The sequence below is a fragment of the Vibrio sp. TAP-3B genome (assembly GCF_057784735.1).
On the sequence record NZ_CM173495.1, the window covers coordinates 1,400,541 to 1,413,387 of the forward strand.

Below are 12,847 nucleotides of genomic sequence, written 5' to 3' on the forward strand. Positions count from 1 at the left end.
ATTTGAATATTAAGTGATCATTTGAATGACTGTCAAGAAGAAAATAGAACCATATGAATATATTGGTGGTCGCGACTTTACATCAAAAGTCGTCAAAGTAATGAATTTGGAGCGTTACAACCAGCTAACTGACGTTCTGGGTGTAAATAAAGGCACAATTTCGACTTGGCACACTCGAAACATGACGCCATTTGAATTAGCTGTACGCATTCATTTGAGTGAAGGGGTTTCTTTAAAGTGGTTACTCTTAGATGAAGGTGAACCGTTTCCAGAGCAAAACTCTCAAGATCACGTAACTAAGAAGAATGAATCAAGAGCCTTATTCGATATCGATATATTCAATTTAGTGAACGGTAAACTGCAAGGTAACGAGTCTCTACCTTTTGACAAAGCATATTTAGATAAGCTTGGCGTACTAAATGTGATGGGTATCGAGCAAGATGGCTCAACATACATTATCGATAAAGAAGTTCATCAAGCAGTAAGTGGCACATATCTAGTAGATATGGATGGCCTATTCTCCCTAAATGAAATCCAACGCCTGCCGGGTAAGAAGCTAGCGATCAGCTTTAATGGCTCAACTTTAACGGTTGAGGAAGATGAAGTAAGGGTTGTAGGTAGAGTTGCATTGGTGATGGAGAAGAAGTAGTTGGATACACCGGAAAGAAATGACAATCATGTAGCGGGGGAAGTTGGTGAACAAAGCGCAGCTTTACAATTTACTAAGTGGGGATGGACCTCTGAAAAAATCTCCTCTGACTATGGCGAAGACTTATCCTGTAGCATATTTACGAACAAGAAAAAGACCCCTCTCTATTTCCGGGCACAAGTAAAATCTTTTTACTCAGAAAAGGGGCAAGTGGCCCAATTAAGCTCGGGAGAGTTTAGTGTCCCAATAAAATCGTCTACCTGTCTATCGTGGGCTCAAAGTTTTTTCCCTGTTATTTTTATTGTATATGACAATAATAACGATCAACTCTATTGGTCTGATGTAACACAAGCGGTAAGAACTAAATCATTACAATTAAAAGGAGAAACCGTTTCTCTTAGGGTTCAACCCAATATACTCAAAGACAGCAAAGCTGGGCTAGAATCTTCCATTGCTGCTTTTTATTCAAAAATGTTAATGTTAAATCAGCCTGAGTTTAGATGCGATGTAATTCCTGTTTTAATGCCAGAGTATAGAGCTTTAAAAACGGCTGGAATAAATGGAATTACCGAACTATCCCCCCCTGAAAACATGTCCGTAATCCCTTTTGGCCAAAGGTTATTTCAGGATTTACCCGGTTGGTTTAGCGCTATTTCATCACTACACCCAGACTCGATTGAGGTTTGTAAAGTAAAATCCAGCACTCAAAGCTTAGATTGCTTTTTTAATGAGTTGGAGCAACTAATTGAGTCGTCAAGAATATCTCATGAACCCGAACAATGGGTATCTTTCATCATTTCCCCAGTATTGCTAACTGACGCTAATGCTGATGATTTTGTTGACCATAACATTTGGAGTAAGACACTCACTGGCTGGTCATGTTACAGCCTTTTTCACGGGAAAGCCTATGATGACTATGATTTCGCATTTTCCATACCCAGTAACTTTTGTCGCCAAGTAGCAAGAAGATCCAGAAGCGTTCAAGGCTATTTTTCTATATCGCCATCTAAAAAGTCGGCGATACAAACATATGCACTGTGCAACCCACCATATTTAGTTTCTCAACATAGTAAGAACTTTAGGGCACAGGTCGAGAAAAGCTTTACTCCATGGCAGTGTTTAGAGAGTGAAATTCCTTCAATTAAAATCATGCTAAAAGAGTTGAATTTGGTGTTCAATATCTTAGAGAAGGATGACAATTTGATGAGTGGCATTATTTGTAATCCTCTCTTTAACCCAGAAAGTGGTGGTATGTTCTTACCGACAAGCTGGGCTGAATATGACGTAGCAAGTGTAAAGGAACAACTCTCATCATATACAGGCCCTTTAATCGGAAAGCCTGGCGAACAAGCTATCGAAGAATCAATCATGTCAAGCTTCCACCTAAACCAAAATGAGTCAACACAACCTTTACTGTGCATGCCAACTGACCATGATGTGGGGCTTCCACTTCTTCAGGCGGATAGACAATTGCTTATCCACTTTTACTTTAATAACTGTAGTTTATTATCTGACAAAGATAGTACATCGGGCATAACTGAACTAGTTCGAAACAACCTAATAGATTCAATGCATGTTGAAGTGTTTTTACAAGAATCAGAACTAAACTCAGATGTCTTAGAGTTATGCATTTGTTTAAAACCTAGATTCGATGTTTCAACCGAAGAGATTCTTATGAGAAATGAGAATAGGATTACGGAATCTGTATATGACTATCTGATAAAGATCGATTGTGTTGTGTTGGCCCCTCAAGAATACCTAACAACTAACGGAGAGATTTACTTTGAAGGGAATTCACCTTGGAAATGACAAACAACGTTTGAAGTCCCCGAGTAGGGGTCGGGAGATTTGGAATCACTAACCTCCCCATGATAACTAAATGTATAAATAAGGGATAGCCAGTTGCGCTGTTTGTCGCTTTTCAACATCACCTTTCCCGCTAGTTTGGTGATTCCAATAATCGGCAATTTGCTGATAGTATTTTTGCCACCATTTCACCTGAGCTAACTTGATTAGTTCCTTATATCGAGTGTCTTCCCGAAAACTTTGCCATATTCTACGTTCAATAAAGTTAGTCAGAAGAAAATCAAAGGCAAGAAATATATCCAAAGGTGGATGCATTAGCCTTGGAGCATCCAATAACACTAATTCGCCGTAATCTTGCGTATTGTCTTTGACCTTACGACCTCCGTGATGAATATGGTTACTCGGATGAATAAAGTCAGGCACACCACTATGATGTCCATGACAATCTAAATGCCACGCTCCTCGAGCAATTTTGTCTGAATTATTGATCGCTTCATAAGTGATCTCTATGACCGATTCATTTACATTTCCAAACTCAAAATCTAAATTCGGCATTAAACTAACGCTTACATGAAGCCTCACATCTAAAGAACCCGCTTTCCAAGTATCACGGCATATAAACTGTTGCTCAGAAACATTCACAAACTTCAAGCTATCAAGAGTGTAGCGAAGCCCTCGGCTTGAATTTGTTCGTTCAAGAACATTAATTAATTGATATAGAGGTGCTGTGCTTTCAACAATTTGACTGCTAGAGGAATCAATAATTGATATTAATTTTCTAACACCTTCGATTGTTTCTGCTTTAGTCGCCATCTATAGTCAACCTTTCATATAGAGGGATCACTTTATCTTGGTAATCTTTGTGAACTGGGTATTTATCCCTATCATATTCCCTGTCATGAGTAACCTGCGGATCCAAGTAAATAGGTTGTTCCCATGACATAAGATCAGGTTTACTCACCAAGATGGCATCACATATGTCTAACGGAGTATCAGAAACAATACAATTTACCCAATACTTCTCACTTTGAGTTCCATTGGTGTATTTTGGTACCAGAGGAATTAAACCACTACATCCAGTGGCTTCTATGATTGATTCAACTCGTTGAGTGGCTGTTAAACCTCTTAATGGCAGGTCGTTAATTTCATTGTCATACCACCAATCCTCTATCGAAGAGAACCACCAACGATCTTTTAAAGACGAAAATACACCTTTATATTTACAATCTTCTAGTAGAGTTTTAAATTCTTCCCACCCTTCTGAGCGATTAATATCTACACCAAGTCGTGTTGCTAACATTGACTCAGTAACTAACATTCCAGCACTTCTTACTAAGTTGTGTAAGATTAAAGAAATGAGCGTATGAATATCTTCCAACTTGGATTCAGCGTACTCTACAAATCGTTTATCGCAATATTTGTATACACTGTCATTCCAGTTCAAAAGAGGTTCTAGTATTTCTTGAATTTTTGCATTTGAACCTATTTTAGGGATCACATTCTCTTTAGCTATCTTATAAGAAGTGGCTAGCCCAATCAGTATATGACTAGCTTGATGTGCATAGCTTTCGCTCTTCGATACTTTTGTTTTCCCAACTGTAAAATCAAATAAATTATGAGCACTTTGGTCTTTATCAAAATATTTTACATATACGTCTTCATTTGAGAACAATACGATGGGAGCTACTACCATTTGGTTTCCAATCATTTCCGTTCTACAGTCTTGCGCTAATGATGTTCCCCAGTAACCTGCAACAACTCCATTTTCATTAGCAGCGTCCAGCTTCTGATCAATCATTAAGCCATCAAAACCGCCTTCAGAAAACATTTTTTGAATGTCCTTCATTGGCCGAGTTTGTGTATGAGTGATTTCTAGCTGGCCGCCTGCATGAAATTCTAGTTCGGTTATTAATTCTTCCAACTTCTCAGTTTCATCATCATCGACATATAAATATTTAATAGGCATCATCTGGAATCTCATCTTCTTTTGCTTTAGGAATAATTACTTGAATGCAGGTGCTATAACCTTCAGATGGTTCTATCACAGAAATATCACCATCAAAACCGTCAACTATGCTTTGGGTAATAGTCAACCCTAATCCCATTCCTCTTAGTTGGTGTCCATCTTTGACATATGCGCCTTTTGAAAGCTCTGTCGTAAATAAAGCACCAAATACTTTACCCCAATTTTCTTTAGGTATGCCATCACCATTATCTTCAAAGTGAAGAATATGTGCGTCATCCGCAGTTCTCACTGTAACTTTTATTTTACCTTTCGGTTGATTGGCTCGGACAATAGCCTTACAAGCATTTGTGAATAAATTAATAAAAACTGAAGACAACTCTGAAATATGCATAGGAATTGTCCAAAAATCATCCCCATCAAAGTTCGTTATTAGTTCATAGGCTCGACGGTTTAAAGTTGGTTGCATAGCATCGAAAAAAGTTTTAGATACTTCTCGTATTTCCAATACTTCTTTAGCTCTCTGAGAGTTATTCCTTATGGTATCGGTAAAGAAATCTGTATACGATACAAGCATTTCTATATTAGACTCTATTTTTCTTGCCGATTTCAATGCAATTTCATTATCAGATACCGCTCTTCGAAGCTGTTTACCATTCAAGGTTAACGCGTTTAGATATAATTGTATTTCATGTGTAAACTCACCGATCGCTAGACCGGAAGATGAAAGTACTCTGTACATGTTTTTTTCATCTATAAGTTCCTTTATATATACTTCTTGTTCTGCCAACCCTTCTTCGAGAGCTACTTTTAACTCTGGAGTTACAAAGCTATTTGTATCTTTCTGAGTATTCTCATCTTCAAATAAACTTGTCGGTGCATCTTCTTTTACATTATTAGAAATTTGTTCGGCAGTCGCTTTGAGTTTTTCCCGAGACTCTTCAAGCTTCTCTTCGATGGTCGGCTCTTTCTTCTTGAAACCAGTTTTCTGACTTGCGGTAACTTTTTTTCCCTGAGCAGATGCTATACGACTTACAGTATTTGCTATAATATCGTAAGCTGTTCTTCGCAACTCTTCAAAATACTTATTTTCAATTAAACCTTCACGTGCAGATGTTTCATCAAACAGAGTACCGTTTATATCTGTTATATCTATACCACCTACAAAGTTGGTGTTTGCATGTGGGGGTAATATTCTCCTTCTCCTACTTGAATCATCTAAACCTAGCCAGTCATCAAACCTACTACCATATGGCGCGACATAGAAACCATTCCTGTATAGTTTTACACCTCCATTTGCATTCAAGTAAGTAAATAGATATTTTGAGGCTCCGATACCCATTGTGAAATAATGCGCGCCAAAAGTGAACTTCGCTGACTTTAGAACATCTGATTTTATTTGCTTTAATATATATTTTTCATCTAGTTCAAAATCTTTCAATCCTTTAATTTTGACTTCTACATATCCTTCATTAGTAATAGAGGCTTGAATATAAGCTGTGGCTTCATTTAAGAACTCAACATCATCAGAAACTATAGGTAATAATTCGTCAGATATTGGTAACTTCGCGTAGAAAGCTGGTGAAAAACCAGGGTCTACTAAACCAGACCCTAAGGTAGTAGGCGTATTTTTTATTACAGAACTAATATATTTAAATGCAGTGGACTGGTTAGTTTCACTCCACACTTCTTTAGTTCCTGAAATAATTAATTTAGTTCCATTCTCGAACCCATAATCATCTTCACTCGTTCTTATTTTATTTCCGATAGACAATAAATTAGATTTTGACTTGTACTCCTGCCAATCAAAATCTACGACTAAGTAAGGTTCATCTGCACTCGTGCGAGTAATTATTGTTAGGTAGTTCCCAATTTTCTGAGCCGCGAACCTACCAATGCCCTTTCGTCCAGCTCTTGCTCTTTCGTAATTTGGAGAAATAGGGTTATCTTCTTTGTCTGAAGTACTAATCTTCATAAAGCCATTGATTAATGCTTCTCTTGTCATACCATGGCCATTATCTGCAATTGTAATGGTTCCACCTGGTTGATCAGTATTTTCAAATATTACTTCAACTTTACTAGCCTCTGCATCATAGCAGTTTTTAATCAGCTCGCTTAAAGCAGTTGTTTTCTTTGCTACTAATTGTTCCCCTAAGCGTTTAACTAAATTACCATCAACAGAAAATCTTGCATTTTCTTCATCATATGTTGATAGTTCTGCAGCAACTTCTAGAATTTTTCCATATTCTAATTTCTCATCATCGTTATTACTTATTAAATCAAGAAGTTCTTTTCTTAGTTGAGATTTATTGGTCATTAAAACTCCTAACACCTTTATAACGCTCTCTTCTTAAAACATTAACACCATCTAATAAGCAAGCACGTTGTTTAATTGTAATCAATCCATGCTGAATAAGAACACCATCTACTAATTCAGCGACCTTAATAGGGTTTTCACGTTGAATTTCTTTTTCAACATCAGCTTTAATGCCTAACAAATCTTCAACACAGTCAGGAGTAAATAATACCTTTATATTTCTACCAGCTGACGGTTCAATCTTAAGCACACCAGAACTATAAGCTCTACCTTCTACCTCTGCCGAAAACTGCGAATAAGTAGAAAGCAACGTTAAAGCAAATGCCTGCTTTACTTTTGCTGGCGTATTTTCTCGGAAAATAACTTTATGAATGGAGTTAGTACAATTCACCTTAGCCTTGTTGACTACCATTCTTGGTCCCAAATGAATCATATAAGATAGAAAGCAATCAGCTACTATCCCATCGATGCCATACCCCGGCGCAAACCAGTTTGGACGTTTTTCGAAAGTTCTATTTTTGTTCCTTTCTTCTAACGTAATTTGGTTTAAATAAGCACTAACAGGATTATTTGGATCTTGCATTTGCTCTTCTGAAGGACAAACTAAATAAGCTCTGTGCCCTTCTCGCTGAATACGTCTTTGTTTTCTGATGTCGTGCGTCACACCTGTCAGAGATGAAAAACGCCCAATAACTGGCTGTAGCACATCCTCTGGCAAGTTATGTTCATTTACCGTTGCCTGATTAACAACAAAGTACTTATTTGCGCCGGTTACCATGCCTATTTTGATATCAGCATAATGGCCAATTGGTTTAGAATGCTCGGATTCCAATAGCTGCAAATAAGCGTTTTTAGCATCTTTGCTGACTAGATCTAACTTATAGCCATCAATTCCCGCTTCTGTAGTTTGCAAATCGCCTTCAATTGCTCGCTTAAGATCTTCAACGTTCTCTACTGCGGCTACTGAAAAATTCGTATCTACCAATGGCTTTGTACTAAAGCTGTCTGCAATTAGAATAACTGATGTTTCTTTGGCACCTTCTTCTTTAAAAAAGCGCTCCGCAAGTTTTAACACTTTTACATTCTGAAAATGTAGCTGATGGATTTCCAATAACCTTTTAGCGTAGTCAGCATGTAGCAAGCTACTTGGTAGAACCCACGCAACTCGCCCACCTTCCTTCAGAAAACTCAATGAGTGCAGTAGGAAAAATGCCCAAAGACTCGCGTTGCGTCCCATAGTTACGCTAGAAAATGGAGAATCACGTAGAACCGTCTCACACGTTTCTCTTTGTTTCTCTGTCATATTGTGCATTGAAACATATGGGGGATTTCCTAATACAACATCGAATTGTTGAACTAAGAAGTCAGTTGGATGAACTGTAATAAAATCTTTCTTAATAAATCGATTTACAGTTTCAACCATATGTCCAAATTTTTCACTCAAGATGCCAAATGCATGTTGGTCGATATCCACACCATACAATTGTTTCTCTGGTGACGGACACCCAAGGCGTCTTAGTGTTTTTATACTACTGTCAAAGAACCCACAGCCCCCAAAACTAGGTTCTAGAATATCCTCGTCAGAACGCACAATAGCCCAGTCCGTTAAAACTTGGCTAAGTTCAGGTGGTGTGTAGTAAGCACCCAGCTCTCTTTTTTTAGTTAAAGAATGTGGGTTAAGCATTAGTTCATGTACTCGCTCATCTAAGTGGTCAACTTATAAGATTTCTTATATAGGATATTAACCTATGTCGTGCATCAAATGAATAAGTTTATCTAACGTCCATCGAGAGCATCACGTATACATACCTATAAAAATCATATAGATACATAACATCTCACTCAATGTAATTATCAAAAGCCTGTCAAATATAATCATAAATCTCAAACTAGCGGCATGTGCTTTAATTGCGATATTAAACATTGTTTAGCGTATGCTTACGTTTATACTGTATATAATCACAGTCAATTGTAGTTTATCCATGTCTATCCGCAACTTAAAAGACGGTTCAAAGAAACCCTGGCTTTGTGAATGCTACCCAAACGGTCGAGTAGGTAAGCGCGTTCGTAAGGGATTCGCTACTAAAGGTGAAGCTGCTGCTTTCGAACGATTCACCATGCGAGAAGTAGACGATAAGCCCTGGCTAGGTGTTAAACCTGATCATCGCCGTTTATCTGAGCTGGTTGCATTGTGGTTTAAGTTGCATGGTAAAAATCTAAAATCCGGTGACCATACTCGCCTTCGTTTAGAAAGCATGGTTTCAGATTTAAACAACCCTATTGCTTCACATCTCAATGCGCAGCAACTCGCGTTGTACAGAGCTAGTCGCTCAAACAAGGGACGAGGCAAGCAACACAAAGATTTGTCTATCGCTTCGAATAATGTGGATTTCGGTTTGCTCAAAGCCATGTTCAATAAGCTGATTAAACTTGGTGAGTGGAAATTGCCGAATCCGGCTGATGGTATCGAGGCAATTAAAAAGCCTCAATCCGAGCTGGCGTTCCTAACCGAGCAAGAAATTCACCACTTGTTTAAAGTAGCGAGACAAAGCCCAATTGGTGACGAACTGATTAAGGTGTACAAGGTTTGTTTGGCGACCGGTGCACGCGTACGGGAAGCAATATTTTTAAAAGGTTCTAACTTGACGAAGTACCGGATCACTTACAGTAATACCAAAGGTAAACGCAACCGGACGGTACCTATTTCTGAAGAGTTATATCATCAGATATATAAGCCGACCAATGATCGCCTGTTCACCTGTAGTTACAACGTGGTGTATAAGTGGCTCACGATCGCCCTTCCCCATTTACCAGAAGGCCAAGCCACTCACGTTCTACGCCATACCTTCGCAAGCCACTTTATGACGAATGGCGGCAACATTCTTGTATTGAAGGAAATCCTCGGCCATCAGCACATCGATCACACGATGATTTATGCGCACTTTTCCCCAAACCATTTGAGTGATGCAGTGAGGTTTAACCCTCTAACAGCACTAGATATCTAGCCGCCATAAGTGGCGACAAAGTGGCGACACACATCGTAATTAAGCGTTATTCTGCGTTAAGATTCGAACAAGATATTTTGAATACACTAGGTAAGACAAGGGATTACAAGGTTTCACTGGTGATATTGAGACTGCCGAACATAATAAAGCTTTATGTTCATTTCCACTAACCTAAAAAAGAAAAAGGAGCCAATGTGGCTCCTTCGTATTCTAACGCCAAGTGTGAGTATTTACGAATTACTCAGCTTGACCTTCAGCGCGTGCTGCAGCTTCTTTAACTAGAGGCTGAAGCTCACCTTTCTGGAACATTTCTAGAATGATGTCACAGCCACCAATCAGCTCACCTTCAATCCATAATTGAGGGAACGTTGGCCATTGTGCGTACTTTGGCAACTCAGCACGGATATCTGGGTTTTGTAAAATATCTACGTAAGCGAACTTCTCACCACATGTCACTAGAGCTTGTGCAGCTTGAGAAGAGAAACCACAGCTTGGCAGTTTCGGTGATCCTTTCATGTACAACAGGATTGAGTTTTCAGAGATCTGCTGTTTGATTTTGTCGATAGTTTCCATCGCTTCCTCATTCATGGGTTTGAACTTTGTTTATCTGTCACATTCTACTCAATAACCACAGAATAAAAACCATATAATTGGTGTGGTTTAATTTTTAATTCGCTAGCTAGATAGTGAACCATTCAACATTGAGCAACCACTAACCTCTTAAAATATTTTCATATCGGGGTTTTAATAAAGTAAAAACTTGCTAAAATAATCAGCAAGTCAGTCGTAATGACGATACACAAATAAAAACACTGGAAGCAATCGAAAGGTTATCCTTTCAAATCAATGGAGAATCGAGTAATGGCATTTGAACTACCAGCACTTCCTTATGCGAAAGACGCACTAGAACCACACATCTCAGCAGAGACTCTAGACTACCACCACGGTAAGCATCACAACACTTACGTTGTTAAGCTAAACGGTCTTATTCCTGGTACTGAATTCGAAGGAAAAACACTAGAAGAGATCATCAAGACCTCTACTGGTGGCGTATTCAACAACGCAGCGCAAATCTGGAACCACACGTTCTACTGGCACTGTCTTGCTCCAAACGCGGGCGGCGAGCCAACTGGCGCCGTTGCTGACGCAATCAACGCAGCATTCGGTTCTTTCGAAGAATTCAAAGCGAAGTTTACTGATTCAGCAATCAACAACTTCGGTTCTTCATGGACTTGGCTAGTTAAGAAAGCGGACGGCTCTCTAGAGATCGTTAACACTTCTAACGCTGCTACTCCTCTAACAGAAGAAGGGACAACTCCACTTCTAACGGTTGACCTATGGGAACACGCGTACTACATCGATTACCGCAACGTACGTCCTGATTACATGAACGGCTTCTGGGCGCTTGTAAACTGGGATTTCGTAGCTGAGAACCTAGCGAAGTAATTCACTTCCCCTAAGTTCAATTTAGTCTTATTCAAAAGCTCGCTTAATTGGCGAGCTTTTTTACTGCCTGCCAATTAATACTGCCATTAATTGTCGTTTTCTCCTTAAGTTCTTCCATGCCATGCCGTTATAAAAGCATCTAGCGAGGAACATCATGCAAATCCATACTTTAGACAAAGCGGCAATAATTAACGAACTTCAGTTCGGTAATGGGATTAACCATGCGGTACACGAAGGCCGTCGTGCGGATTTTTCTCTGATTTTGTCGATGTTCTCTAACGATGTACGCGACGTTATACCTGTTGAGGAAATAAAAGAGGTCACAACCAGTGACAGTGTGCTGCGTCAACAATTTGAGTTATCACAACCACAGGCTCTTCGTTCCGACAGCAGCAGCTACGAGATTGCAGGACAACAAGCTAAACAATTTCACCATGCTGGCCTACCCTCCGCAAAATTAAGCCATTATCTTAGACCTGATGCGTTAACTTACCTACCTGAGGACACATTTAACCTTCCTGAGGATGTTTACCATAACCTTTCAGGTCATGAACGACGTCATTTAGGTGAACGTAATAAGGCTCTGTTCTCTGATGCTGGACTGTATAACCAACTGGTAACGGCCCAACGTCAGTACCAAATCCAAGCTCAAGCATAAAGCTCGGCTTTTTTACCCATTGTTTACATAAGCAACATATCAGAATGTGAACCCTTACAAATTCCCACACAATAGTCCCCACCCTAAAGCGTTAGTTTGAAGCCTTTCACACTGACCGTATCGAATTTCAACCATGCTGTTAGCTCAAACCACTGGTGTAGTTTTCACACATGGAGATAGTGAAGGTGTTATGGATATTAAAGAATCCCTTATTCTTGTCACATCGGCAGGCTCTGTCATAGGTAGGACTTGTGCTAGTCACTTTGCTCACCTTGGAGCAACATTGATTCTTTGCGATCAAAACCCCAGCACTTTAAAAACTAGCTATGAGCAGATTAGTGCCTTCACAGATAAGGTTTACGCTATGAATGTGTGCAGTGATAACACAACTTCAATAAACTTACTCTTCGATCAAATTGAGTCCCAACTGCATGCTACACCGGATGTCATCGTCAACTGTTGGACAAGCACTTCCATGCCAGGCTTAATGGCGCCGGAACCAATGAGCACCTATATCGACCATTTATCTTCAGCCGCCCGCTTTCTTTATACTTACGGACAAGTAGGTGCTGAACGCTTTCGATCTCGAAATAAGAAGGGGGTCATCGTCAACGTCATCTCTCACGATAATCATCAGGATCTGACTGGCGTTGAGAGCATGGCTGCTTTAGTGTCGGGCTTTACCTACAGCTGGGCAAAAGAGTTAACCCCATTTAATATCCGAGTTGGCGGCGTTATTCCCTCGCTCAGTCATATCCGTGACGACATCAAAGAAAGGCATTGGGCGGAAGTTCAAGACGAATTAGTACGAAATACCGCCTACATCATTGCAAATGAATATTTCAACGGCAGAGTGGTTACAACTGAAGTATAAACGTATAAAAAACTATGTTACTGCTGCTAAAGCCTTATTTAACACTCCAAGCAAAAAAGCCCCAGTCAAATGACTGGGGCTTTTACTTTTTCCCGGTTAAGGTTTCGTGCTAGCGAAAACCTTTTTTCA

At 39.4% G+C, this 12,847-nt stretch carries 11 protein-coding genes and 1 pseudogene; 6 read left to right on the top strand and 6 right to left on the bottom strand.

What is annotated here, in order from left to right:
• Positions 1-25: 25 nt before the first annotated feature.
• Both AC3D28_RS06590 and AC3D28_RS06595 read left to right on the top strand, forming a co-directional pair.
• Positions 26-649, top strand: coding sequence for a helix-turn-helix domain-containing protein (locus AC3D28_RS06590; protein ID WP_488535952.1), 624 nt, complete (start codon positions 26-28; stop codon positions 647-649).
• A complete protein-coding gene (locus tag AC3D28_RS06595; RefSeq protein WP_488535953.1) occupies positions 650-2,458 on the top strand; it encodes a DUF4365 domain-containing protein in 1,809 nt (602 codons plus the stop codon).
• Positions 2,459-2,524: 66 nt separating this feature from the next.
• On the opposite strand, the gene AC3D28_RS06600 is transcribed toward AC3D28_RS06595, so the two are convergent.
• The 5 genes and pseudogenes from AC3D28_RS06600 to AC3D28_RS06620 all read right to left on the bottom strand — a co-directional run.
• Positions 2,525-3,268 (bottom strand): hypothetical protein, encoded by a 744-nt coding sequence (locus AC3D28_RS06600; protein WP_488535954.1) that lies wholly within the window; start codon positions 3,266-3,268, stop codon positions 2,525-2,527.
• On the bottom strand, positions 3,258-4,424 hold the full coding sequence (locus AC3D28_RS06605; protein ID WP_488535955.1) for a hypothetical protein: 1,167 nt from the start codon (positions 4,422-4,424) through the stop codon (positions 3,258-3,260). The genes AC3D28_RS06600 and AC3D28_RS06605 overlap by 11 nt, the downstream gene beginning before the upstream one ends.
• Complete coding sequence (locus AC3D28_RS06610) at positions 4,411-6,735, bottom strand: sensor histidine kinase (protein WP_488535956.1); 2,325 nt, start codon at positions 6,733-6,735, stop codon at positions 4,411-4,413. Before AC3D28_RS06610 ends, AC3D28_RS06605 begins: the two co-directional genes overlap by 14 nt.
• Positions 6,725-7,720: a hypothetical protein gene (locus AC3D28_RS06615; RefSeq protein WP_488536067.1), complete on the bottom strand. Its 996-nt coding sequence runs from the start codon at positions 7,718-7,720 to the stop codon at positions 6,725-6,727. The genes AC3D28_RS06610 and AC3D28_RS06615 overlap by 11 nt, the downstream gene beginning before the upstream one ends.
• Before the next feature lie 42 nt (positions 7,721-7,762).
• Positions 7,763-8,422: pseudogene (locus tag AC3D28_RS06620) on the bottom strand (HsdM family class I SAM-dependent methyltransferase); the annotation flags it as partial.
• Between the two features lie 295 nt (positions 8,423-8,717).
• Between AC3D28_RS06620 and AC3D28_RS06625 the strand changes: the two are divergent.
• Positions 8,718-9,740 carry a phage integrase gene (locus AC3D28_RS06625; protein WP_488535957.1) on the top strand — a complete coding sequence of 341 codons (1,023 nt, stop codon included), beginning with the start codon at positions 8,718-8,720 and terminating at the stop codon, positions 9,738-9,740.
• 237 nt (positions 9,741-9,977) lie between these two features.
• Here the strand turns inward: AC3D28_RS06625 and AC3D28_RS06630 are convergent, their stop codons facing one another.
• Positions 9,978-10,313, bottom strand: a complete 336-nt coding sequence (locus tag AC3D28_RS06630) for a Grx4 family monothiol glutaredoxin (RefSeq protein ID WP_098415166.1) — start codon at positions 10,311-10,313, stop codon at positions 9,978-9,980.
• A 288-nt stretch (positions 10,314-10,601) separates the two neighbouring features.
• On the opposite strand from AC3D28_RS06630, the gene sodB reads away from it, so the two are divergent.
• The 3 genes from sodB (at position 10,602) to AC3D28_RS06645 (ending at position 12,718) form a co-directional block, all read left to right on the top strand.
• Positions 10,602-11,186 (top strand): superoxide dismutase [Fe], encoded by a 585-nt coding sequence (gene sodB, locus AC3D28_RS06635; protein WP_005396533.1) that lies wholly within the window; start codon positions 10,602-10,604, stop codon positions 11,184-11,186.
• 154 nt (positions 11,187-11,340) lie between these two features.
• On the top strand, positions 11,341-11,844 hold the full coding sequence (locus AC3D28_RS06640; RefSeq protein ID WP_488535958.1) for a VC2046/SO_2500 family protein: 504 nt from the start codon (positions 11,341-11,343) through the stop codon (positions 11,842-11,844).
• A gap of 133 nt (positions 11,845-11,977) precedes the next feature.
• Entirely contained in the window at positions 11,978-12,718 is a 741-nt protein-coding gene (locus tag AC3D28_RS06645) for an SDR family oxidoreductase (RefSeq protein ID WP_488535959.1), read from the top strand.
• The last annotated feature ends 129 nt before the right edge of the window (positions 12,719-12,847 follow it).

Coding starts and splice junctions, on each gene's coding strand:
- AC3D28_RS06630 (WP_098415166.1), bottom strand. CDS start 10,313: ATGGAAACTATCGACAAAATCAAACAGCAGATCTCTGAAAACTCAATC.
- AC3D28_RS06605 (WP_488535955.1), bottom strand. CDS start 4,424: ATGATGCCTATTAAATATTTATATGTCGATGATGATGAAACTGAGAAG.
- AC3D28_RS06590 (WP_488535952.1), top strand. CDS start 26: ATGACTGTCAAGAAGAAAATAGAACCATATGAATATATTGGTGGTCGC.
- AC3D28_RS06625 (WP_488535957.1), top strand. CDS start 8,718: ATGTCTATCCGCAACTTAAAAGACGGTTCAAAGAAACCCTGGCTTTGT.
- sodB (WP_005396533.1), top strand. CDS start 10,602: ATGGCATTTGAACTACCAGCACTTCCTTATGCGAAAGACGCACTAGAA.
- AC3D28_RS06600 (WP_488535954.1), bottom strand. CDS start 3,268: ATGGCGACTAAAGCAGAAACAATCGAAGGTGTTAGAAAATTAATATCA.
- AC3D28_RS06640 (WP_488535958.1), top strand. CDS start 11,341: ATGCAAATCCATACTTTAGACAAAGCGGCAATAATTAACGAACTTCAG.
- AC3D28_RS06610 (WP_488535956.1), bottom strand. CDS start 6,735: ATGACCAATAAATCTCAACTAAGAAAAGAACTTCTTGATTTAATAAGT.
- AC3D28_RS06645 (WP_488535959.1), top strand. CDS start 11,978: ATGCTGTTAGCTCAAACCACTGGTGTAGTTTTCACACATGGAGATAGT.